This is a genomic window from Paenibacillus sp. V4I7 (assembly GCF_030817275.1).
Classification (GTDB): domain Bacteria; phylum Bacillota; class Bacilli; order Paenibacillales; family NBRC-103111; genus Paenibacillus_E.
Genome location: NZ_JAUSZD010000002.1, coordinates 6,131,843 through 6,156,556, shown reverse-complemented (window position 1 = coordinate 6,156,556; position 24,714 = coordinate 6,131,843). Strand labels below are relative to the sequence as shown.

General features: G+C 43.6%; 19 protein-coding genes. All 19 read left to right on the top strand.

Going from position 1 to position 24,714, the window contains the following annotated elements:
* Positions 1-64 precede the first annotated feature (64 nt).
* Complete coding sequence (locus QFZ80_RS28795; protein WP_307552378.1) at positions 65-1,822, top strand: cache domain-containing sensor histidine kinase; 1,758 nt, start codon at positions 65-67, stop codon at positions 1,820-1,822.
* Entirely contained in the window at positions 1,819-3,417 is a 1,599-nt protein-coding gene (locus QFZ80_RS28790; protein WP_307562220.1) for a response regulator, read from the top strand. The genes QFZ80_RS28795 and QFZ80_RS28790 overlap by 4 nt, the downstream gene beginning before the upstream one ends.
* A 16-nt stretch (positions 3,418-3,433) precedes the next feature.
* Positions 3,434-5,194: a heparinase II/III domain-containing protein gene (locus tag QFZ80_RS28785; RefSeq protein WP_307562218.1), complete on the top strand. Its 1,761-nt coding sequence runs from the start codon at positions 3,434-3,436 to the stop codon at positions 5,192-5,194.
* 443 nt (positions 5,195-5,637) lie between these two features.
* On the top strand, positions 5,638-9,432 hold the full coding sequence (locus QFZ80_RS28780) for an S-layer protein (RefSeq protein ID WP_307552384.1): 3,795 nt from the start codon (positions 5,638-5,640) through the stop codon (positions 9,430-9,432).
* Positions 9,433-9,836: 404 nt separating this feature from the next.
* A complete protein-coding gene (locus QFZ80_RS28775) occupies positions 9,837-11,000 on the top strand; it encodes a YhgE/Pip domain-containing protein (RefSeq protein ID WP_307552386.1) in 1,164 nt (387 codons plus the stop codon).
* A 27-nt stretch (positions 11,001-11,027) separates the two neighbouring features.
* Positions 11,028-11,624 carry a TetR/AcrR family transcriptional regulator gene (locus tag QFZ80_RS28770; protein ID WP_307552388.1) on the top strand — a complete coding sequence of 199 codons (597 nt, stop codon included), beginning with the start codon at positions 11,028-11,030 and terminating at the stop codon, positions 11,622-11,624.
* A 4-nt stretch (positions 11,625-11,628) separates the two neighbouring features.
* A complete protein-coding gene (locus QFZ80_RS28765) occupies positions 11,629-12,588 on the top strand; it encodes a PfkB family carbohydrate kinase (protein WP_307552390.1) in 960 nt (319 codons plus the stop codon).
* Positions 12,589-13,350: 762 nt separating this feature from the next.
* Entirely contained in the window at positions 13,351-14,058 is a 708-nt protein-coding gene (locus QFZ80_RS28760) for a CpaB family protein (protein ID WP_307552392.1), read from the top strand.
* A 153-nt stretch (positions 14,059-14,211) separates the two neighbouring features.
* A complete protein-coding gene (locus QFZ80_RS28755) occupies positions 14,212-15,447 on the top strand; it encodes a CpaE/TadZ family protein (protein ID WP_307562215.1) in 1,236 nt (411 codons plus the stop codon).
* A 25-nt stretch (positions 15,448-15,472) separates the two neighbouring features.
* Positions 15,473-17,041, top strand: coding sequence for an ATPase, T2SS/T4P/T4SS family (locus tag QFZ80_RS28750; RefSeq protein WP_307552396.1), 1,569 nt, complete (start codon positions 15,473-15,475; stop codon positions 17,039-17,041).
* A gap of 2 nt (positions 17,042-17,043) precedes the next feature.
* Positions 17,044-17,976 (top strand): hypothetical protein, encoded by a 933-nt coding sequence (locus QFZ80_RS28745; protein WP_307562214.1) that lies wholly within the window; start codon positions 17,044-17,046, stop codon positions 17,974-17,976.
* 13 nt (positions 17,977-17,989) lie between these two features.
* On the top strand, positions 17,990-18,889 hold the full coding sequence (locus QFZ80_RS28740; protein WP_307552400.1) for a hypothetical protein: 900 nt from the start codon (positions 17,990-17,992) through the stop codon (positions 18,887-18,889).
* 15 nt (positions 18,890-18,904) lie between these two features.
* Positions 18,905-19,054, top strand: coding sequence for a hypothetical protein (locus QFZ80_RS28735; RefSeq protein ID WP_164484210.1), 150 nt, complete (start codon positions 18,905-18,907; stop codon positions 19,052-19,054).
* Positions 19,055-19,070: 16 nt separating this feature from the next.
* Positions 19,071-19,217, top strand: coding sequence for a hypothetical protein (locus QFZ80_RS28730; RefSeq protein WP_164484208.1), 147 nt, complete (start codon positions 19,071-19,073; stop codon positions 19,215-19,217).
* Positions 19,214-19,639, top strand: a complete 426-nt coding sequence (locus QFZ80_RS28725) for a hypothetical protein (protein WP_307562212.1) — start codon at positions 19,214-19,216, stop codon at positions 19,637-19,639. Before QFZ80_RS28730 ends, QFZ80_RS28725 begins: the two co-directional genes overlap by 4 nt.
* A gap of 17 nt (positions 19,640-19,656) precedes the next feature.
* Complete coding sequence (locus tag QFZ80_RS28720) at positions 19,657-20,139, top strand: hypothetical protein (RefSeq protein WP_307562210.1); 483 nt, start codon at positions 19,657-19,659, stop codon at positions 20,137-20,139.
* A gap of 52 nt (positions 20,140-20,191) precedes the next feature.
* Positions 20,192-21,376, top strand: a complete 1,185-nt coding sequence (locus tag QFZ80_RS28715) for a M24 family metallopeptidase (RefSeq protein WP_307562208.1) — start codon at positions 20,192-20,194, stop codon at positions 21,374-21,376.
* A 108-nt stretch (positions 21,377-21,484) separates the two neighbouring features.
* Positions 21,485-23,272, top strand: coding sequence for a cache domain-containing sensor histidine kinase (locus tag QFZ80_RS28710; RefSeq protein WP_307552409.1), 1,788 nt, complete (start codon positions 21,485-21,487; stop codon positions 23,270-23,272).
* On the top strand, positions 23,244-24,704 hold the full coding sequence (locus tag QFZ80_RS28705) for a response regulator (RefSeq protein ID WP_307562206.1): 1,461 nt from the start codon (positions 23,244-23,246) through the stop codon (positions 24,702-24,704). The genes QFZ80_RS28710 and QFZ80_RS28705 overlap by 29 nt, the downstream gene beginning before the upstream one ends.
* Positions 24,705-24,714: the final 10 nt, after the last annotated feature.

The window sequence follows — 24,714 nt, the reverse complement described above, 5'->3', positions numbered from 1 at the left end:
TTCACCAGGTCCTTGTTTTCCTAATTTATGGGGCATATTACAAATGAGAGGAATGTGACAGAGGATGAAAGGGTTTCGATTAACATCATCGCTACGGCAGCAGATCATACTATCCTCACTTGTATGCCTGATCATTCCATTTGCCATTATTCTTTATCTTAGTAATCTCTTCACCAAGGATCTCATTGAGAAGCAGGCTGTTACCAATGCGGAGGAATCATTGAAGCTGGTTAAAACTCAATTGTATTCCCAAATAGAGGGGATGTTCAGTGTTGCGAACAATATTCAAATTGATTCTCAGTTAACGCCATATCTGAAGATTCCTACGTATACCAGTTCAGAAAACTATGTAACAGATAAATTGCATAGCTTGACGCATGATAAGTCCGGCGTTTTCGTAACTGTTTTGACTACGGATAAAAGGTTCTTCTCCAATTATTTGTTATATAAAGACTTCAATCCCTTACAGTTTATGGAGGAGCCTTGGTTTAGCAAGTTATATCAGTTGGGGGCTTATGAGAATTATTGGCTGGGTTTTCATCGTAATTATTTGGACATCGAAAAAAATACAGATCCTTATGTGATTACATTTGTCAGAACGCTCCGGACATCACTTATCAAGCCATATGCTTATGTCATTATAAGCATAAGCGAAAATCGGATGCGATCTGTGTTCTCAAGCTACACCGAACAAAATATAATGCTGTTGGACCGCAATGGAACTATCATTTCCGGAAAAGAAAATTTGGGAGAATCTTTTCCTTATTATCAAGAACTGCTTAAACCGATTGATCGACCTATTATAGATATAAATGGAGTTCCTAATCTTTATGCCACAGCTAAACTGCCTTTCGATGACTGGACATTGGTGAGCTTAATGCCATATAACCAAGCTACCAAAAGTATTAATCAATTTTATCAAGCCAATTTTTTATGGCAAATCGGATTCGTAGCTGTTTTCGTTGGAATCTTAGTATGGATGCTGCGTCGTTTCACCCAGCCCGTCGTCCGTTTAGGACAAGTTGTTTCTAGCATTGAATCCGGAAACTTGTCCATTCGTTCGGAAGTAAGAGGTTCTAATGAGATCGGCAAGCTAGGTAGATCCTTAGACCAAATGTTAGACAGAATTGAACAGATGGTCATACAGATCCATGGGGAGCAGGAGCAAGCGAGGAAAGCGGAGCTTTCAATGCTGCAAGCGCAGATCAGTCCGCATTTCTTGTTCAATATATTAAATTCGATTCGGATGCGGATTATGTTGAATGGCGATAGGGAAAATGCTGATTTGATCAGTTCCTTATCTCAACTGCTCCGTATGACGATACAGAAACAAGATAAAATGGTAACTTTAAGCGAAGAGGTCGTCATCGCTAAACAATATATGGACCTGATGAAATCTACATTAAAAGAACCGTTCCATGATCAAATCTTGATCGCCGAGGAAACCGGAAATGTATGGGTTCCGAGGTTTTTATTACAGCCGATCATTGAGAACGCATTGCTGCATGGCTTGCAAAATCGTGCAGGAATCATCACGATCGAATCGGCAATACGCAATGAACGCTTAATAGTAAGAGTCCAGGATGATGGCAGCGGTATGACACAAGATGAGCTTGGCTTATTAATGAACAAGCTGGAGAAGAGCAAATCGGAATTAATTGCCGAGTCTTCAAGCGGTATGTCGGGTATAGGGTTGGCGAACGTCTACAACCGCTTGTTCATGCTATTTGGCAACCAGTGTACGATGCAGATTGAAAGTGAGTTGGATCAAGGTACGGTGGTATCTGTTTCCATTCCGCTAATTAGGGGGTTGCCATCATGATTAAAGTCATTCTTGCGGATGATCATTATCCAGTTATAGAATTTCTCTCTAAGTCAATCCCATGGGAAGAATTGGGGTTAGAGGTGATTGCCCTGTGCTCAGATGGCCGTGAGGCTTTGGAGCATAGTGAAATAGAAATGCCTGATGTACTCATAACGGACATTGGGATGCCGAGAATGAATGGCCTTGAATTGATCGAATTAGTCAAAGCTAACAACCCGGATCTCGAGGTTATCATATTGTCCTGCCATGATGAGTTTCAATATGCGCAGAAAGCACTTAAGGCTGGCGTAAAAGAATATATTTTGAAAGAATCATTACAGCCGGAAGAGCTTACCGGAATTTTACGGAAGCTTTCCGAAAGTATTCAAGCACGTACAGCGGTACGGCAAAAAAACGATCGTTTGGTCCGTGTGCTTGACCAAAATACTTCATCTATCAAAAATGAATTTATTCGAAATATCATCAGCAATCCCATTATCAATGAACATAAATTGCTTCTGGAGCTCCAACATTTCGGGATAGAAGATGTTACTCAGCCCTGCATGCCTGTTTTGCTCTACCTAAACGGATATTTAGAAGTAAAAGAACGGTTTCAAACAGAAGAACTGTTCACTTTTGCATTCGATAATATTGTCAATGAAATCATTGATGCGCCGCGGCTTGGCGTTAGTTTTCGTTACAGTTCCAAACAATCCTTCCTCTTGTTCCCATTTGTGAAAAACTTGAAGATCAATCCCTACGAGGTGATTCGTGGTTATTTGGCAACGCTTCTTCGTGCGTTTGAGCGAATCGGAATTACGGTCTCTGCTGTTACTTACGAGCCGGCTGCAAATCTCTTTGAATTGAAAAAGAACATGACAACTCTCGTTTCTGCCAACGATCAGCGGTTTTATGCATCAGTGGGCAGCATTTATAAGTGGATTCCATTTAAAACCTCCGAAGCGGATATTTTTCCCTATTACCAGAAAGCGATCGATGAGATCAGGCAATTGATAGCTTTAGAATCCCAGGATTACGGTATCGTCGTCAAAGAATGGATGCAATTTCTGAGGGATGAGCGTTTCACTGCAGATTCGGTCCGCTCTTGGACCTTGAAGTTGATGATGGATATTGATTTAAAGTACAATTCGCTGCAACATTTCCAAGACCAACATGCCATTGGACCATTGCATCAATATGTCGCACAGATGGATACGCTTCATGAGATTGAACAGTTTTTTATAACGTTTATTAGGGATAAGATTCATCTGGCAGGTGAAATCAAGCAGGGCTCGCAAAGGCTTGAAATCCATGAAGCAAAGAAGTACGTTACAGCACGGCTGCATGAGAAAATCAGTATGGAAGAAGCCGCGCTGACGTTGAATTTGAACCCTAGTTATTTCAGTCGAATTTTCAAGAGTGAAACCGGAGAAACCTTCATCGAATACGTGACAAGGGTCAAGATGGAGAAGGCCAAAGAGAAACTAGATCAGTCCAGCAATACCGTAGAACAGATCGCGGAATCCCTTGGTTACGACAATACCAGCTACTTCATTAAGCTCTTTAAGACCCACAGCGGATACTCACCGAAAGATTATCGATTGTTGAAATAAAGGGGAAATGATTGAGATGATGAAAGCTGAGCTGATTCGAGAGAGATTGGTTAATGACATAAAGTTTGCGCATCTACGGGAAGAGGTACTAAAAACAATAGAACGCTACATGTTGGAGGGGATGCCAAAGCTGACTTATTCATTGTTTCGTTTATTCGAAAACAGTGGCGAGCGTGAGCAGTATCAACGTGTGTATTTTGGCCGTAGGGGAATCCTCTCTGCACTCGCCTTGACTAGTTTGGCATCGGATAATCCGGTTCATTGCGAAGCGCTGCAAGATGTCATTTGGGACATTTGCAACGAATACACGTGGTGTTTGCCTGCGCATTTGCCGGCTGGCAGTTCAGTGAGCTCTCCGCTCACGGTGGACCTGTTCGCAGCGGAAACGGCTCATACGCTGGCGGAAATTGTGATTCTTTTGCAAGACAAATTGTCGAGCGATATTCAGCTGCGGGTCAGAATGGAAGTGGAGCGGCGGGTGTTTGAGCCGGTTTTCAGCAGTGATAAGCTACTCCATTGGGAGACAGCCGAGCATAACTGGGCAGCTGTATGTGGAGGAACAATTGGGATGGCAGCGCTGCTTCTTGTTAAGGATGATGATCGGCTGGCGAAAATGATCCAAAGGATGAAAGCGGCGATGAATTGCTTCTTGTCCGGTTACGGGGAGGACGGTGGCTGTGCAGAAGGAATCGGTTATTGGGAGTACGGCTTTGGTTATTTTGTTTACTTCGCAGACATGCTGAGTGAATATTCCAGGGGTCTAGATGATCTGTTGGATTTGGATAAAATAAGAGCAATCGCAGCATTTCCGGAAGCGGTTCATTTGTCAGGGGGGGTATTTGCCAATTACTCGGATTCCCCGGAGAGAATGGCCATCCAGACAGGATTGTTGGGATATCTGGGAAAGCGGTTTGGTGAATGCACTTCCGTCATGAGCCAAAGCGTACCCGGTTTGCATGATGATCCATGCTACAGGTGGGCCCATTTAATCCGTAACATTGCTTGGAGCGAGACTCGTATGCCAGCCGAAAGCGCTCCTTTTTCTACAGGGTTAACCCAATTAAATACATTAGGCTGGTATATTGACCGGAGAGGGGCCGACAGCTATACATCGGCTTTTTCCACAAAAGCTGGGCATAACGGAGAGCCCCATAACCATAATGATCTGGGCCATTTTATCATCCATGGGGGTGGTACTAATCTATTGTGTGATCTAGGAAGCGGATTCTATACCCGTGACTATTTCGGTGAAGGCCGATATTCGATTCTGAATAACTCCTCCGCCGGTCATTCCGTCCCTGTATTGAATGGTTTTTATCAGGCTGCCGGTAAACAGTTCTGCGCTAAGGTGATCGGCGTTCAGGAAACAGAGAGGGGTTCCACAATAGAGCTTGATTTGACACATGCATATCCCTTGGAAGCGGAGCTGGGGGGCTTTATCAGGAGGTTTATATGGGAATGTGGGGAAGGTCCGGACGCATTCGTATTAAATATAGAAGATAGAATCGATTTCGTGAATACGAATGCAACAGAGGTTGAAGAGAGGTTTATTAGTCGAATCTGCCCTGAGATCACACAGGGAACTATCATATGGGCGGACTCTCGTGTCCACTTATCGCTCCATTATGATCCGGTTCGCTTTCAGACGAAAATGGAAATAATTCAACAGCAAGACCATGCCGGTAAACGTGACATCGTATTCATGACAAAACTAAGCAGAAACAACAATGACAAAGAGAGCATCGAGCTGTTTCGATTTGATTTACAGTCAATGTAGTGCAGCTTGAATCCGTTCGGGAATTAGAGAAATCGTTAGTCCAATGGCTGCCATCTCTACTAGGAGTTGATCGTTATGAATCAACTCCCGTTCGTTTGGCTGAAAAGTTGTACTCATTTGTAAAGATAACATCAAAAAAGTCAAAATAATAGCATAAAAAACGAAAGATAATATGAAATAATAAAAATACTAACAATACTATATTTGAAACTTAAATAAAGAGAGGGGGAACATAAGAGAAGGTATTGTTTTAATGTGAAAGAAAAGGATAACTATTAAAGTAAAGAACAGTTCAAAAAATGAAAGCGCTTTCTAATCATTTCAATATAGTTGTATATTAAAAAACAAAAATCCATTAGATAGTAATCGCCATTGCACCATTTCCAAACACAGTTGTTGGAAAAGCAGTTTCATTTAGGATAATGGAAAGGAATGATTAATAAATGATAATTAAAGGAAAAAAAATTAAAAAGATCGTTGGTTATTTATGTGTTACTTCCATGCTGTTTGGGTCAGTTGTCTTTATGGATACAAATGAATCTAAAGCTGAAGGTATTACAAAAATAATTACAATTGATGGAAACAATGTAGATGAATATAACCGATTTAAAGGTTTTGGAACGGTAACAGCTAATAATACATCTCGTTTGCTGTTAGATTACAAAGAAGAGAATCCGAAAGCATATTGGGAAATAATGAATAAGCTGTTTAACAAAGAAACAGGGGCTGGACTAACGCACGTCAAAGTAGAGTTAGGTGCTGATGTTAATTCATCTTCAGGAACTGAGCCCGCAACCATGCGTTATGCAGATGAACCAGCAAACGTACTCAGAGGAGCAGGGTTTCAATTTGCCGCCGATGCAAAATCTATCAACCCAGATATCACGACCGAAATTTTACGATGGGGTGAACCGCGTTGGACATGGAATGGTGCTGCAAACCATGAATATGAGAATCGATACCAATGGTACAAACAGACAATCGATGCCGTTTATGATGAGTATGGATTTAAAATAGATTATGTTGGGATCTCTCAAAATGAAAGATCTCAAAATAATAATGGAAAAAATGAGGTTGAATGGCTGAAATACTTTACTTCAATAATCAAAGAAGAGCCAAATTATGATGCAGACTACAAAAATATTAAGCTTGTTGCCGCAGATGGCTATCGTGATACGGCAACAATCAGTCGTGCACTGCTGGGTAATCCGGATTTGATTGATGAAATTGATGTAATCAGTTCCCATTACGGATTGACTGGCTCAAATGAATTGACTCAATTGCAAAATAAACTGATTGCTGCAGGCAAAAAGCCAAAAGAAGTTTGGGTGTCCGAGGGAATTGCACCAATGATAAATGCTCGTTATCGTGAAAATATGGAACCAAATTATAAAGGGCTCGGAGGAAAAGCAGGGATTATTGATGTAACTTCGCGTATTATTTCCGTGTATTCGTGGACAGGAGCTGGCAGCAATCCGCTTAATGCGGTTTCATTTGATTTTCAACCTTCGGTTGCAGCCTTCTATGAAGGTTCTTCCTATAATCCGAAGCACCTGATTAGTGCGTATGATCCATGGTCCGGTTTTTATGAAGTGGATGGCGGGTTGCAAGGAGTTCGTCATGTTATGAACTTTGTCGGATATGACGATCACACCACACCCGAAAATGAGCGCTGGATGTATGTTAAAGATGCAACATTTAGTGATGGAGCTTTCTTCGATGGCGGTGTAGATGTCGATACGAGTACTCAGAATTATATGACATTAAAAGATCCGGAAACGGATGATTACACAACAATTTTTGCAAATAATACAAAGAATACACGTAAATATAAGATTAATCCTAAAAATCTAAATGGAAAAGAGAATGCACCGGTCTATGTTTGGGAAACACGCGGGGCAGATGAAGGTCAAAATTATGATGCTAACTGGTTTAAAAATGTCAGCAGAATCACACCAAAAGATGGTGTATATGAAGTTGAAGTGAAACCGTATTCCGTCGTGACCATTTCAACATTAGATAAAAAATCTGAGGTTGAAGGTTTTGAATATCAATCACAACCAGTTGATTCATCGAAAGACACTATACTACCTCTACCATATACGGATGATTTTGAATACGATAAATATTCTACCGATGAAAAAAGCAGAGATTATGTTGATCGTCGCGGAGGTACACCGCGTTATACCACTGACCAGACAGCCGCTTTTGAAGTTGTTAAAAAAGCAACTAAACCGCTATCTGGTGGAAGTGCAGCAATTACTGATCTGGAAATTCCGGATGCAAAGGCCCATGGAAATATGTTACAACAGAAAATCACTCCTGACATCATTGGAGCAGATTGGGCGGTCTGGGGCGGCAAAGACGGATCAGCATCTAACAGTAACCCAACCACCACTCTGGGTGATCATCGCTGGGTGAATTATAAAGTTTCTTATGACTTTTTATTAGATACGCATACACCTGAAGTACAAGGAAGAAGTAATTATGCCTTAATTGGGGTACGACAAGTGAAAGCCGGTGGTACAGATTCCCATGCTCCATACAATGCACGTGTATATTCGGATGGAAGATACGAGATTCTTAAACTTGGGAAAGTTGTAAACAGTGGAACTATTGAACATTTCGATAACAAGGTTTGGCATAATTTAGCATTTGAAGCTAAAGAAAATGTATTTACACTTTATCTGGATGGAGAAGAAATCGCTGCATATGCTGACGTTGATTCTACTGTAATGGCTGGAAGAGTTGCGTTAGGGTCCGGTTATTATACAACCCTAATCGATAATTTACGTGTAGATCCAATTAAAGGATACACTTATGAATCAGATAAATATGACAGTGCACAAGGAAAGAAATTCGTTACGGAAGAAGAAGCTTTGAACAATACGGACACATTGAACCCAATCGGGTATGTTGGAAAATGGGAGTATACACAAGCGGGATATGCGCATTTTAACCGCACGCAAATGACTGCAAAAACAGATGTTCCTGTTTGGAACGGAGTCACTGTAGGATTCAGGGACTCAACAAAGGTACCAGGGACTTTAAACAAAGTATTCTATTCCGGAAACTGGCCATCAAACAGTGTGAATACTTGGGGATCAACGGGGGCTTCTTTTGAAATTAAATTTAAGGGTACTGAAATCAGGCTATTTGGTATAACGAATCCGTCAAATGGAAAAGCAGATGTTTATTTAGATAGTGAATTAGTCGGTGAAGCAAATTATGTGAATAATAGCGAAATTCATCAAGTGGTCTGGTCTGCAGAGAATCTTGAAGATAAAGAACACACACTTAAAGTAATAGCAAAAGAAAAGTATATAAGCTTTACCAAAGCAGAAATCGAAACTACTGACCCTGTTATGGCAGTTAAAAAATTAGGTCCAAAGGATATAATATCAGATGAAACACAAATAGGGAGTGTAACAAATACAGTTTATGCATTTAGAAAGACTGGTACCTGGGGCTCGAATGATACGAATGCTTGGGCGCATTTTAATGATGATCCGTATTTGTTGATTAACTTCATGGGGACAGGCATTGATTACCTGGCTGGGACTGGCGTAAAGTCACAATATAATTTCGAACTTGATGGTATGGATGCGGGCAACTATAGCGTAAATCCCGACGGCGTGATGTATTCGGTAAGAGGCCTGGAAGAAAAACCGCATACATTAAAAGTTTCTCTGAAAAATAATGTAAGGAAAGAAGACTTTATGGATTACCGTGGAGTCAATATCTACAGTACGCCTAAAGCAGATGGTCCTAACAGTAGTATGATCTTCGACTTTGAAGGATCAGGGTTTAATTTATTCGGATCGACTCCGGATGCATTAATTGACGTGTATATCGATGATCAATTAATCGATGAGAATTTTAGAATTTATTCTAAAGGAGACAGACAAACATCTTATAATATTCGGGGACTAAAAGAAACCAATCACAGTGCTAAAATTGTTGTTAAAGGCGGTACATTTGTTTTGGATGGTATTGATGTAATTACGGGCACAAATAAAGTTGAAGTAAATAAAGTAAAACTGCAGCAATTGTATGATGCAAATCAAGATAAAGAACCAAAAAACTACACCAAGGAAAGTTGGAAAACCTTCCATTCAGCACTATTAGAAGCAAAAGCTTTGTTAAGAAATCCACAAACTACACTAGAGGAAGTTGCTGCAGCAAAATCATCTTTACAGGCAGCAGTAGAAGGATTAACTGAAATAACAAGCGATTAAGTAAGCGGTATTGTAAATTTGGAGATAGACTTAATTCTAGCCCTTTATCCTAACAGCTAAAAAGCACTTCCAAGGCAATGGTTTATCGAACCTGGGACTAAGTAGTTAAAATCTGCTTATCCTAGGTTTTTTTGTTATGATAATCAATGGACCTGATTTGCGACATAAGAGAGCATGCTTTGGATATCCTCGATGATCGTGAGAATTCGCTGACATGACGTACCATTTGCAAGTAGGACGGAAGCCCGAAAAAGAGCGCGTAATAAATCGAATTTCTTGTCGCTAATGAAGGTATTTTCTTGTCGTTAGTCAGTTGATCTTGTATTGACAGTTTATCAGCTCCATTCTATAATTTAAACAAACGTTTAATTTAAACGATCGTTTAACAAAGAGGAGTGGTTAAAATGAAACAAGCACTTGGTGCTTTTTTAAAACAAGCAACGACGAAGGTAGGGATCATCACAGCCATTACGTTTCAGTTGTTGTTTAGTTTGATTTGGATGACGGGTTATGCGGGAGTATCCGATAACACGAGCCAATTAAAGATCGCGATCGTCAATGAAGATCAAGGTTTGGGGAGCAAAATTGTTCAGAACCTGCAAGGAAACCTTCCGTTTCAAACAGAGATAGTGGCTTCTAAAGAACAAGCGCTAAATCTGTTAAATGATCGTCAGGTTCAGATGGTTATGCATATTTCAGCTGATTTCTCTAGACAGCTTCAAACACCAGGACAGACGGTACCCATTACATATACAATTAATGAGTCTAATCCTTCTATGACGAAGTCCGTGATGCAAGCGGTAGCCGGGAATGTCACGGCATCTGTGAACAAAGAGGCTGTAGCAGCTGGGGCATCAGCAGTTCTAACACAGATGAATCCGAAATTACCAGCCGAGCAAGCAGGGCAAATAGCTCAAGGACTCGCAACTAAGGTGACTTCGGACATTCAAAGTACCAATAAAGTAAAGGATATGCCGAATCAGATGCTTCCTATGATGCTCGTGCTTGCATCTATTGTGGGTACGATGATCATGGGAATGAACTTTAATGTATCTACGAATATACTGGGTGCATCTGTTAATAAAATGGGCAAAATGACTGCACGTATCGTTGTTACTGTTGTAGCCGTCGCTGTTGTGGGGTTGATTAGTACAACGATGGTCGTTGCTTTGGGCGGGCATGTGGAGAAAGGCTTTTTAACCCTCTGGGCTTTCGAAACCTTATTCTTACTCACCTTTGCGCTCGTCGCTCAAATGTTTTTGACATTGTTTGGGAACGCAGGTATGCTATTTAACATCGCAATGTTATCCTTGCAATTGGTGTCTTCGGGTGCCATTGTGCCAAGGGAGCTTTTGTCGCATTTTTATCATACAATCAGTAATGCTTTCCCAGCTACCTATGCAGTGAATGGGTTAATGAATATCTTGTTTGGTGGGCCAGGTGTTGCAAAAGAAGTCGGTTTCTTGTTTCTTATTGCCGCAGTTGCACTAGTCATTGATATCTTGGTTGTGTCTGTGAAAAAGGCAAAGGCAGTACCTGCTATGGAACAACGTCCACAAACCGCTTAGCTCAAGTACGAGGAGGGCGTTGATAGAATGGCTGAACAAGAATTAGATATGAAAATGAAAATTCTTTTGGCAGCGAAGAAGCTGTTTGCGAAGAATGGCTATGATGCGACTAGTGTTCGTCAAATATGTGAGGAGGCCGGGGCCAATGTGGCTCTGGTTTCCTATTATTTTGGTGGAAAAGAGAGCGTTTTCTATGAGATATTTAAGCAGGGTTTCCCAATTCATAAGCTAGATGATTTCTTTGCTATTGAGGACCCCGTCTTTGGTATCCGAACCATCATACAAGAAGTTATTCAGATTAGAACGGCTGACCCTCAGTTAATTACTCTTTTGCAGATGGAGATCATTACGATAACCCCACGTGTTGAGAAGATAAGAGAGCTGGTTTATCCCATATGGAAAAAGGTCAGAGAGTTTTTGGAAAAAGGCAGACAGGATGGGATTTATCATTATGAATCCTTGGATAGCACACTAATGTTTGTGCTGGGCTCGATATTTTTTTATAAGCAGAGGGAGTTTTTTGAGCTTTTGTTTACAGAGGAGCGGCCGGATATGCAGACGTTAATTTCGCAAACAACCACCTATGTGATGAACGCATTAGGATATCAAACGACAGGGGATTAATGGAATGGGTAAAACGTATATCGTATGTTTAGGTGAGCTTTTGATTGATTTCGTACCAGAGGTGAACGGGCAAGCGTTGGCTGACGTTACGAGCTTCCAGCGGGCGGCGGGCGGAGCGCCGGCCAATGTTGCTGCGGCGGTCGCCAAGTTGGGCGGCGACGCAAGGTTTATCGGGAAAATCGGCCGTGACCCATTCGGCGATTTTTTGGTGCGCACGCTAGACGAAGTCGGTGTGCATACGGCAGTAGTGCAGACCGATGAGGCGAAGACCGGTCTTGCGTTTGTTTCACTGCGCGCGGATGGGGAGCGCGACTTCTTGTTTTTCCGCGACCCGGCGGCGGACATGCTGCTGCGCGCAGACGAAGTCCAGGCACAGTGGCTGGAAGACGCCGCGGTTTATCATTTCGGCTCGGTATCACTGATCGCCGAGCCTTGCCGCACCGCGACGCTGGACGCAGCGCGCCGAGCGAGAGAATTTGGCGCATTGGTGTCGTACGACCCCAATGTGCGCCTGGCGCTGTGGCCGAGCGCTGACGCAGCTCGGGCAGAAATCCTTGCGCAGCTACCGCTTGCGGATGTGGTCAAAGTCAGCGAGGAGGAAGTCGAATTCCTCCTCGGCGTTGACGCGACCACAGGTGCGCAGCAGCTGCTGCAGCGCGGACCTAAAGTGATTATCATCACTTTAGGCCCTGGGGGCTGCCGTGTCGTGACCGCACGGCAGGATGTCGTCATCCCCGGCACGCCTGTGGCAGCCGTGGACACGACTGGCGCCGGCGATAGTTTTGTCGGCGGCATGCTTTATCAGCTGGTATCGCTTGGCGCTACGCCAGCTACCATCGTTGATGTACTAGCTGAAACAGGAGCCGTGGAACAGGTATTCGCCTTTGCCAACCGCGTAGGCGCGATTACAACGACGCGCAGGGGGGCGATTCCTGCGCTCCCTACGCTGGACGAAGTTCAATAGGTGAGGTGTGGTTCTGGATTCTGTGGTATCTACAAAGATCACTATCCCCTTTACTCAGGAAAATTGGTTATGGCGAATTCTTTCACCTCAGATGTTAGATGTTGTTAGCCGACTACTTCATATGTTTGATAGATGCCTTTTCTGTGGTATCTACAAAAGTAGAATGATGGAAAACGTGGCATAAGAAGAGACAAAACTTGGAGTTTCTGAGTCGTGGGGATAGTGTCTAAATTTGAATGAGCAAGATAGCACTTCCTCGGTTGGTGTTAGAGCCTCAAGACTGTATGGTCGACACCTATGACTTGGTTTATCAACTTAAGGGATAGTGGTATTTGAGGTTCATTTGGATTAATTTGTCAGGAGCTACAAGATAGAGATTGCCTTGGCTGTGGTAGGAATTGAAAGATCAAAGTTGATGGACTGATAGTTTCTGAGTCGCGGGGATAGTGTCTATAGATTGATGATCAAAGATAGAGACTGCCACAGTGTATGGAATTAATTGGGAATTCAAAGTTGGTGGGCGGATAGTTCCTGAGTCTAAGGGATAGTGCCCAGATATGGGCTTGTGAAATAGGTTTACTCCCCAAGATACCATAGCTTGTAAATATATGTTGAAAAATGGAAGTTTATGTGATACTTTTAGGTTGTAGCTTTTGAACTTTATATCAAGAATGTATTGATTTGCGAAGAACGCAGATTTCGGATTTGTATCCGGGGTTTGCGTTCTTTTTTGTTTTTGCAAGAAAAAAGGGGGGTGAGGTTTTGAATCGCAGGAGAAGCCTGCTTATTAGTTTGGTTGCTGCGGTTATGGCGGGATTGCTTGTATATGGGGTGTATGTCATGCAGGTGAATCAGGTCGAGCTGCAGCAGACTGTTCAGGTTGTGGTTCCGAAGGATTTTGTTCGGGCCGGTGTCCTGATTCGTGAGGATATGGTGGAATTTAGAGCTGTTCAGAAGGGCAGTTACACGGGAGGCATGATGACGAAGCTGGCGGAAGTGGTTGGGCTGGAGACGTTGATACCTCTTGGTAAGCAGGAGCCTATTTTGAAGTGGAAGGTGAATCGTTATCATTTGCTCCCCAATGAGCAGCAGGCTACTTTTCAAATTCCCAAGGAATATTTATTGTCGGTTTCAAATGGAATTCGTGCCGGGGATCGGGTGCGTATTTATGTGTCTGGCGCTGATGGCAGCTCGCGCAGGCTTTTTGATGAGAAGGAAATTACGGTAGCTTCCGTGAAGTCTTCTGCGAATGTGGAAGTGGATAATCCGAAGAGTTCTAATCTGCTCTCTAAGGTGGAAGGCGATAAGGAAAAGATGTACGCTTCCCGATTGGAAGCGAACGGTGCTATTGACCAGATCAACCTTAATCTAGCGGAGAGTGAGTGGCTTCAGATTGATCAATTATGCAGCTCGAAGAAAGCGAGGTTAGTCATCGCGTTCAGTTCTTCTTCTATTTTGGAAGGGGAATGAGGGGGAGTAAGGTGGAATGCAGGGGAAAGAAAATATGAGGTTGGAAAAACAATGAGAAGGGCAGCTGGTGAGAAAATAACGAAATGGGTATCAGGTTGGCAGGAGAAAGAAAGCGTGTATGAGGTCGGCGAGAAATGAAAGGAGGTATGAGATTTGCATATAGGACTGTTATCAACGGATCAACGATTAATTGATGAGATTACGAATGTGGTTTATTCTAAGCCATTAAACTGGATGATCTGCTCGGCTGCGGATGATTTACGTAGTAAATTAACGGAGATACCCTACTCGTATACGATCATTTCGGATCGGGAGATGGATTTTGGGGATTTAGAAGAGTTCCTTGAGGAGTTGCAACACCAGTACGCAGGTTTAAAGATTATTGTTCTGCTCTCGAACTATCACGACGCTTCCATAAATGAGAAATATTTGAAGATGTGCAAGCTGATGAAGCTTGATTATGTCCAGCCAGGGCGCAGTACCGCTGTTATTGCTGATGATATTCGGGCTTGGGCTGATGGTTCTGGGGAAGATCATGCGAATCAACAATCGTCAGGGAAGTTAATTACTTTCATCGGCTCAACGCCAAATATAGGCACGACGTTAGCATCATTTGGTGTAGCGCACGCGCTAGCCTTAGAGACCTCTATGAAAGTCGGATATTTGTGTCTCAATCTAAAAAGCTCCAAACTTCATCGTTATTTAGGTCGAGATGAGCATGTTTTTACGCTGGATGGTCTGAGAGCGGAGCTGAAGGCGCAAAGTCTCACACCGGAAAGGCTGCAGCAGGTATGTGATAAACCGAAAGAGGCACATGGGCTGCATATCCTATATGGGAATATGCTTCGAGAGCAGGCGGAGTTTTTTACACCATCGGAGATTATTCATTTGTTGCGTGTGGCACGAGGCGCTTTTGATGTATGTATCATAGAAGTGAGCGCTTATTGGGACAATGCGGCGACGGTTTGTGGACTGTTGGAAGCAGATAGCAAAATTGTGGTAACGACAGCGGATATCGCCCATTTTCAAGAGGATTTTTCGAGGTGGATTAGGCAGGTTGGCGCTGTTTTTGGTCTTCAGCCGGATGGCTTTGAGTTAATGGCTGTTCAAACGGATCGACATGCCAAGCATAGCGAGTTCACGATTAAAGATATTCGCAAGGAAACCCAGCTGCATCTGATTGGTCAAGTATCTCGGCATGCTGATGCGCTTTCTCGTTGTAATCAAGGCAAGCTGTTGGACATGTTCGTGCCGACCCACGCCATGCATGAGGAGGTTAGGGCGGTTTCTCGAAAATTTATTGACTACTATAAGATGCCAAGGAAGGTGAGTTTACGACAAGTAACATGGCTGCAGAAGATCATAACAGGCAGACGAGCTGCAACTTAAATCAAGCTGGGAAGAGGTGAGGGGAGTGAATGAGGAAAGGTTTTCAATCATTACATACATGCATGAACGCAAAAGCGAGGGCGCAGTGGTTGATTTGACTTCAAGTACTGAGCTGGAAAAGAAAAGAGGATCAGATTATAGCTCGGTGAGATCTGGTTTTGGGGCAGATCAGGGAGGTCGGACTCTGGGCTCTGAGGGAGAAGAGGAAGATGGCGAAGGAAGTCCAAGAGCAAGTTTGGGTATTGGGGCTATCGGTGTAGAAAGACCAGAACGACAGATGCAGGGGGATGCTCTTTTTAACCAATGGGTACAGGATATTCGAAGTGAACTTGTTTCGATGAAGGGCAGGACGGAGGCCGAAAAGCAGCTGTATAACGAGACGTTGAATCGTGCGATTCTTGGTTATGAGGAGGATAGAGGCAAGCTTCTTGCGATTATCCATGATCTGGTTTCGAAAAGAAGGCTTTCGGATGTGCCTCCGAGGACGAGTGGTTACACGACTTTACCTGAAGCCATTTTTGCAGAGATCATTGGGCTGAACGTTCTTGAACTTGTATTAAAGCATAAGGAGGGACTTGAAGAGATTCAGGTTGTGGGTAGACAGATTTTTGAAGTGCGCGGTGGGATGGCAATGCCGTCTGCCTATTCGTTGCCATCTGTGCGTGAATTAGAGAGGATTCAGCAGAATTTGGTTCTGTTTAACAATGACACTTTGAATCCCAGAAAGCGATGGGCTGAGGTTGTTCTACGGGACGGATCCCGCGTTACGATGACTGGGTTCGGGTTCACGGCTGAACCGACATTAACGATTCGTTTTTATACGATTAAAAGGTTTGATTTGGCGTCCCTTGCTGCTGCAGAATTAGCCACCATGGATAAAAGGATGGAAACGCTGATTCTAAGCTTGATCCGATCTTATTTCAATATGGTGGTTATTGGTCCTACGAACTCAGGGAAGACCAATTTAATCAAAGCGATTATTGCCGAAATGGACGATAATGAACGAATTATTACGATCGAATCAAGATTCGAGTTGAATTTAAAGCGCGATTTTCCGCATAAAAATATCGTCGAATACGAAATTGACGAGGAAGATCCGCTGCATTCTGGACTGCAAGCTTTTAAATTGGCATTGAGGCAATCGCCAAAGCGTATTTGTCATGCTGAAATTCGGGATGATGACGCCAATCTTTATGTGAGGGCTTGTACGCGGGGGCACGAGGGCAGTATTACATCGGTTCATGTGAGTGAACTTGAGGATGTGCCTGATGCGATTACAGATATGTGTATGCTGGATGGCAGGGGGATGAATCCACTTCGACTAACAAAACGGATTACAGAGTTTGTGACACAAATCGGTATGGAGATGGCTGTCGTTGATGGAAAAAGAAAAATTGTGCGAATCGTCGAATATCGTTATGAAAAAGAGGAGGTTTGTGTTACGGATCTCGCAGTTTATGACAAGTCGACAGATGAATGGACATTTCCCGGGAAATTGTCGCTTCATGCATCGCGGAAAATCGGTAAGTACGACAAAGAGGGGTTTGCTTTGCTGAGGGAACTCGGATTTATTGAGAAAGAAGGCGAGTATTAGCAATGATTTTCGCCAAATATGTCTTTCTCTTGTTGTTATTTGTTCTAGTTTTTGTACTTATTCAATCGCTTTTACACGTACTTATCCGACAACGCAAAGCCAGATATAGGCTGCATTATGTCAAAACCTCCACGTTCGTCGCTAGATTCAGCGAATATTTGGGAAATAGGAGTACTTTATTTAAGCATATAAAGGAAATGATGGAATCCGTCGAATCCAAAATGAGCATGCGAGGCATTATGACAGTCAGTTTCGTTTTGTTTTTAGTAGGGTTTTTGGCGGGGATGTTGTTTTTTCAGACGTTAAAAGGTGTCATTATCGTTACTTCGATCTGTGTTTCACTTCCTTATATGCTGCTTCGGTTGAAGCTGGTTAGTGTCAGACTGCAAACCCGATTGGGGTTTCTTCCCGCTGTTGAAGTGTTCTATCAGTACTATATGGTGGATCCAAATAAAAATATGAAAATGGCTCTTAAATATTGTTTAGAAGAGAATCGAATTCTTTATCCGATCAAGCCCGTATTTGAGCAATTATATCGTAATCTCATGACGCAAAGGGATACGGAAGAGAGCTTGCGCATTTTCTCACTCACTTTGGGCCATACATGGGCCGATTATTTTGTCGGTGTCATGCGTGTTGCTTTAACGGAAGGGAGCTTTGTCGGTGATAGCTTAAAGGATTTGATTGTCGATATGCGGAAAGCGCAGCGATTCGATCAGTTGGAAAGAAATCGACTTTTGGAGATACGTATTGCAAATTTTACGCCGATATTGTTTCTTGCCTTATTCCTATTTATTAATTTCAAGGTAAACACGGAGAACGCTTATTTGTATTATATGGTTGACCCTGGCGGCCGAAATATGATTCTGGATGCTCTTCTCCTCATTTTCGTCTCGTTTTTAATGGGCATGTACTTATCTATGCGAAGAATGTGAGGGGTTTGCTTCTGTGATTATTGAAAGCACGCAGCTAGCCATGCTGCAAATGGTTTCTAATTTGCTGCTCTTTCTTCTTTTTATGACCGTTTTTTATCACTTTTTTATGAATATGCCTGCACGTAAGAAGAGGTGGAGATCCCTACATGTCAAAAGAGCACTGCAAGAAACAAAACTTCCTTCATGGATGTTCTCATGCTTAGGTATGAGTACGAAAATCGTGGAGGAAAAGCGTCAACTGCTGCTGGGGTGCGGTATTTGGATGAATGCAAACCTTTATGAAGGTGTGAGAAGGATAGGGATGGGCGGCGCACTTTTGCTCGGTGCTGTTGGGTATTTAGCTCTGGAGTATCCGATGCTAACTTTGTATATGCAGCCGCTTTATGTCATGGTTGGGACTGTTTGCTTACTCATTTTTTTGTTTTTTGATAAAAAGGTGCTGGCTCAATTAAAGGAAAAACGAGCACATCGAATAGTACGAGAGATTTACGTGATTAGTCATCATCTTCTCTATTACAACGATTCTGGGCTGAATTTACATGCCAAGCTATCTTTATGTGTTTCACAAACGCGCTCCATCCGGTCGCACTTTCAGTTGATGTTGAATGAATGGTATCAAGGCTCGGAAGAGGCTATTAACCATTTTAAAATCAGACTAGGGACAGACGAAGCGCACAGCTTTGGGGAAACGCTGAATGCTTTAAGGCTGAATGAACATGGCAGCTATTACGAGTTGATGAAGCAAAGAATTCAGGACTACAAAGAAAAAATGGAACTGGTTCGAGACAGTAAAAAAGAAACCGTGTCTTATCTTTTGTTTGTATTAGCAGGACTGCCGATTTTGAACACATTTCGGGTATTCATGTACCCGTGGATTGCTGAAGGCCAGCGATTATTTAATGCGATTAACTAAGGGGAGAGGGACGTTATGAGGAATATATTGATCACAGTTATGATGCTAATTGTTGTGGCATTACTTTTTACATCGATTATTAATGATGGTTCGACAGGGATGAGGCGGAATATTTCGACGCATGGAACACAGGCAAATACGGATATTACAGCATTAAGGCCGTAGTTATGGAAGATTTGCTGTGAGATCGATCCTCGTTACGGTGATGTTGATTATGGTGGTGATTGTCATATACAACAGTGTGGTTGGTGGCAGCACAGGTACTCGGAAGCAAGTAAGCAACAGCGGAGCAAGGATCAATGGGACGATTGAGCGGATTAACCCATGAAGCAGATTTTAGTGTTTATCCTATTTGCGACGATGCTTTGTTGGTTTATGTTTGCTCCGGTGTATAAGCATGTCATTATTGTTCGGCAGGCTGTTTTGCAAAAAGAAGTCGATTATTTGCTCGAAATCGGTGCTAACGGCAGGCATGGTTATATTAATAGCACCATGATTCAGGATTCTAGGGATCGGATGGCGGAAAGAGGCTTCATTCCTGGAGATCTCGTTTACACGGTAAATACGACTTCAGGGGTCGGGGGAATGGATCCAGGAATGCCCGTTTGGCGTGGAACGGGACTGAGTTTGAAAATGACGTATCCGTATCATCGACTTTTTGTTATAGATCAGCTTGTGGGAATTACGGTCCCTTCCGGATCAGATCGTATGGGGGCAACAGGCATGAAGATGAGCGAGTATGTGCCTTGAGGGCCTGAGGTGATGTCTTGTATAAACTGCTTTTGATAGTCTTGATGAGCGTCGTTTATATGTCGCTATATGGGCTGCAAACGGACGAGGAATTGGCGATGCATACGCTTTTTCACGGGAAGCATGCATTGAATAACTCGGTGCATGCGGCTGCTCAGCAAAGTGATCAAGTAAAGCTGGCAAGCGGTATTCACAGCATTGATGAGACGAAGGCTAGAGCTGTGGCTATGCAATATTTGCAAGCGAATCTAAGATTAAATGCGGCGAACGATCCGCTGCCGAATACGTTCTTGCGCAGCAGGGTTATCGTGGAATTATTTAAGATTATTAATGACAATGAGGTATTTCCTTATACGTATGTGAATGCAGGAAATGGTTACTCTGTTACTCTGGATCGACCTGGTGTGATAATGTTCATCCGTTTGGAGTTTCCGCGGACTTATACGGTTTTGCAGCCGATTACGTGGACGATTAAGTCTTCTGCGGAAATGGTGTTTTGAATGTATAATAAGAGAGTGAGGTGTGAATTCAGGGTTACAAGGAGAGATACATATGACAATTTTCCTGCAAAGGCAGCAGGCGCTGCAGCGTGAGATGATTCAGCGGGGTTGGTCCGGCTTTTTGGTCACGAACAACGTCGATATATATTACTACTGCGGATCGATGCAGACGGGGTATTTGTTTATTCCGGCGGAGGGAGACGCGCTTTACCTCGTACGCCGAAGTTTGGTCCGAGCGGAGGAGGAAGCGTCAGCGGCCGTGGAAGCGCTGGGGTCTTTGAAGACGCTGGGTGAGCGTCTTCGCGCGCGCTGCGCGGATGGATCCGCGGCTGCAGGAGTGCTGCGGATCGCGACTGAGCTGGATGTGTTACCCGTCCAGCTGTACTTGCGGCTGCAGGCCGCGCTGCCCGGCGCGGCCTGGGAGGACGGCTCGCTGCTCGTGCGCGAGCAGCGGATGATCAAATCGCCGGACGAAGTCACGGCGACTCGAGAAGCTGCGCGCGTCGTCGACGCAGCGCTGGAAGCAGTCATCCCCCACATTCGTGAGGGGATGGCGGAGTTTGAGTTGATGGCGCTCATCGAGCATCAGCTCCGGCTGCGCGGGCACCAAGGGCTGATGCGCATGCGCGCATACAATTCCGAGTTGATAACCGGAATGGTAGCGGCAGGCGCGGCGGCAGCGGTGCCCACTTATTTTGACGGGCCGGCTGGGGGTACGGGGCTTCACCCGTCCAGCCCGCAAAGCTCGGGCCGCGCGCTGATTGGGCGCGGCGAACCGATCCTCGTCGATATCGGCTGCTCGATCGACGGCTATCTTATCGATCAGACGCGTACGCTCGTGATCGGCGATCTAGACCCTGAGCTGCAGCGGGCCTATGACGTGGCGGAGCAGGTGCTCCGCGCCACGGAAGCCAGGCTGCAGCCTGGCGTTATCGCCGAGCATCTGTATCTGCTCGCGCTGGATCAAGTGCAGGAAGCGGGGCTAAGCGCCCACTTCATGGGGTACGGCGCCGACCAAGTGAAATTCCTTGGTCATGGCATTGGGCTCGAAATCGACGAACTGCCCGTTCTCGCCAAAGGCTTCAAATACCCGCTGGCGCCTGGCATGGTCATCGCGGTCGAACCCAAATTCACCTTCCCCGGTCGCGGGGTAGTTGGTATTGAGGATACGTATTTGATTACTGAGAATGGGTATGAAAAGCTGACCATTTCGAGGGACGGTATTCTCCGAGTATAACGAATTTTCCATAAGAGAGACTGGCGGAAATTCATGCCAGTCTCTTTGTTTTTAATGAACAAGCAAGTATACTTGACCCATATGAACATCATAAGGGGACAATGGACAATGAAATTGAGACATTTCATACCACAAACGTTAAAGTACAAGCTGTTCTTAGCTTTTCTACTTGTTATTCTGCTGCCCATCATCATCTTAAATATGACCCACGTTCAAAAGTTCGAGACGTTAATGAGAGAACAAGTTAGCAGCCAAAATCTCGAACAAATGACAACAATTACATCCTCGCTTGGCAGTTTATTAAGTGTTTCAGAGAAGACCTTTACCCTGATTGAACAGGATTCTTTTGTAACTGCGATTTTGAGAAAACCCGAAGCGGGGGGATCTTATGCTTCTTTCCAGCAAAGACAGAAAATTGAAGAGAAGTTTAATGCTATTAATAATAGTGTGTTTATTGCTAACTCCTACGTCTACTATACGGTTCTCGATGCGGAAGATCATGTTTACACATCCTATGGACCTACTCATATATTAAGCCACGCTGCTCTTTCGGCAATGCCAGTGATACAGGATGCTTTCCTTGGAAAATCCCTTTCCAAGTGGCAGCTAGAAGAAGGTGGGCTAACCTCAGCCTTTGGTATTCAACCCTCTTTATTGACCTTGTATAAAGGATTACGAGACGAAAATAATCAGGTATATGCTGTTGTAAGAATCGGCGTTGACTATCAAAGCTGGCTTCGAAGCGCTATTCCTAGTCCGATTAATGATGAATTGTATGTATTGGCTTCCGCAGAAGGAGAAATCTATGGGCGCAGCAATACATCCAATGCTCTTGTTCTGCCAAACCCAATGAATACGTTAGGTTGGGAGCCGACTGGAAGCAAAGTCGAGAATGACCACATCATTAGTTATTCTAAAATTCCGAGCTTGAATTGGTATCTGATCAAAAGCATCCCGACCAAATATTTGTTTCATAAAGTAAATCAGCTTCAGCAATCCTACATTTTGACAACGTTGATTATTGCCGTTCTATTTATTGTTATGACCTTTCTGATCTCAACCACCATCACCAGACCCCTACAGCTTTTGCAGAGAAAAATGTCAGATGTCGTGAAGCGAAATCTGAAGATTCAATTGCCTGAGGAAAGCTATAAGGGTGAAATTCTAACCTTTATTCAGGCATTTAATAAGATGGTCAGAGATGTGGAGAGTCTTCTTAATCGGTTAAAGGAGGAAGAACGCCACAAAGAGGCTATGCGTTTCCAAATGCTTTTGTCACAGATGAACCCGCACTTTCTGTTAAACACGTTAAATACGGTGAAATGGCTTGCCATTGAAATCGGTAATCATCAAATTCCTGAAGTATGCGAGTCGCTCGGCAAGTTATTGGAAGCAGGAATGCGATTGGATGTGGATTTAATTCATCTAGAGCATGAGATTGAACTTGCCCAGAGATACATCCGTATTCAGCAACTTCGGTATGACCGTGAATTCGATGTGGATATCACATTTGACCCTGAGCTTCGCCATGCGCTTATTCCTAAATTGAGCTTGCAGCCGCTTATTGAGAATAGTATTTATCATGGGTTTGCTAAGATCGAGAGGGCAGGCAGCATCCAAATTAGAGTTCAAAAACAAGAAAATAAGCTCGTTATCGAAGTGGAGGATAATGGCGTTGGAGTAGGTAACGCAGGGTCAACCTCCGGTTCAGGAAATGGCATTGCCTTGAAAAATCTCGAAGAGAGACTCGTGCTCCTGTTTCGAAAAGAAGGAAATTTGGCGATAGAATCCATCCCAATTGGGACATTAGTTCGCATTCGCATTCCGTTCTTGTTGTCTCCACCCTATTCGAAAGGAGAAAGCTTACATGTGGACAGTTCTCTTGGTAGAAGATGAAGCCTTCGTGAGACGAAGTATCCGAAAGGGAATGCCCTGGAAGGAAAATGGCTTCAAGGTGATAGAGGAATGCGGAAATGGCCAAGAAGCCTTGGAATTCATCAGGAGAAAACAGCCAGATTTGGTTATTTGCGATATTATGATGCCTGTCATGAATGGTGTAGAGCTTCTTGCTCAGGTTCGCCAGGAGAATTTAGGAACAGCCTTCATCATGCTCACTGTCATGAATGATTTTGAGTTTATCCAGCAAGCGATGGAGCTAGGGGCATTGGGTTATGTGCTTAAGCTTTATTTGACTCCAGAGAAAATGACTGAGGCACTGGCAAAGGTAAAACGGGAGTTAGAAAGAAACTTGCGTCTTATTTCTCAAGAAATTGACGATTACTGTGAGACTTTATATAACGAACCTAATGATCAGGTACGGACGATTGAAAGCCCGGCTTTTATTCGGGATTCTTTTAACCCCAATCTACTTATCCTTGTTTTGCATGGACAAACCATTTTCGATAAGGAAGATTTGCTGCAACTGCCTTTATTCGATACGGAAATGAATGCAAGGATGCATCTTTTTACCAAGATGGGGATGACCACGGTCCTCTGCTCCACTCCAGAAGAAACAAAGATTAGAATAAGGGACTTAGAACAGCGTTGCGATTTCGTTGTATTAATCTCAGAGCGGTTGTCAGATGAGGATATTCACACGGTTTGGAAAACCATGGTTTCTCGAATGACTGAACTATGGTATGCAGGTAGAGCGGGCATTTTCTTCCACCAGCCCAAAACCTTGAAGGCTAATGCCTATTCCAACCTGCCTTGGTCGCTGGAGAAGAACTTAATCCAAGCTTTTGAGCAGATGAACCAAGGATTACTGGATCTTTCATGGCAGGAAATCTGGTCGTGGATGAGGGACATAGAGCTGTCTTTGCTTCGTGTAAAAGAAATAATGCTGCGTTTAGAACGCAAATTTACAGAGCTCGCATCCACGACAATTGACTTACCAAATGCTTTTGTTGAGGCTCTTTCTCATAGGGAAGCAGGGCCCCTTTTTAAACAGAGAATCGATATGTACATGGCACAATGGAAGGCAGCGAACTATGAGGTTACGGATCATGCTGAAATCAATAAAGTCATTGCTTATATGAATCAGCATTTTGAAGAAGAGATGCCGCTGTCGCTGCTTGCTGGTATTGCAACGATGGATGATAAATATTTGAGTGTTCTTTTTAAGAAAAAAACCGGTAAAACGATAACGGAATATATCATGGGGCTTCGTATTGAAAAGGCTTGTCACCTCCTGCTGCACACGGATCAGCCTGTTGCTCAAATCGGGGCAACCGTTGGGTTTGCCAATGAGAATTACTTCGCACGCATATTTCGGAGAGAAGTCGGCATGCCGCCGAGTATTTTCAGACAACAAAATGCGAAGATATGAAGAATCAAAT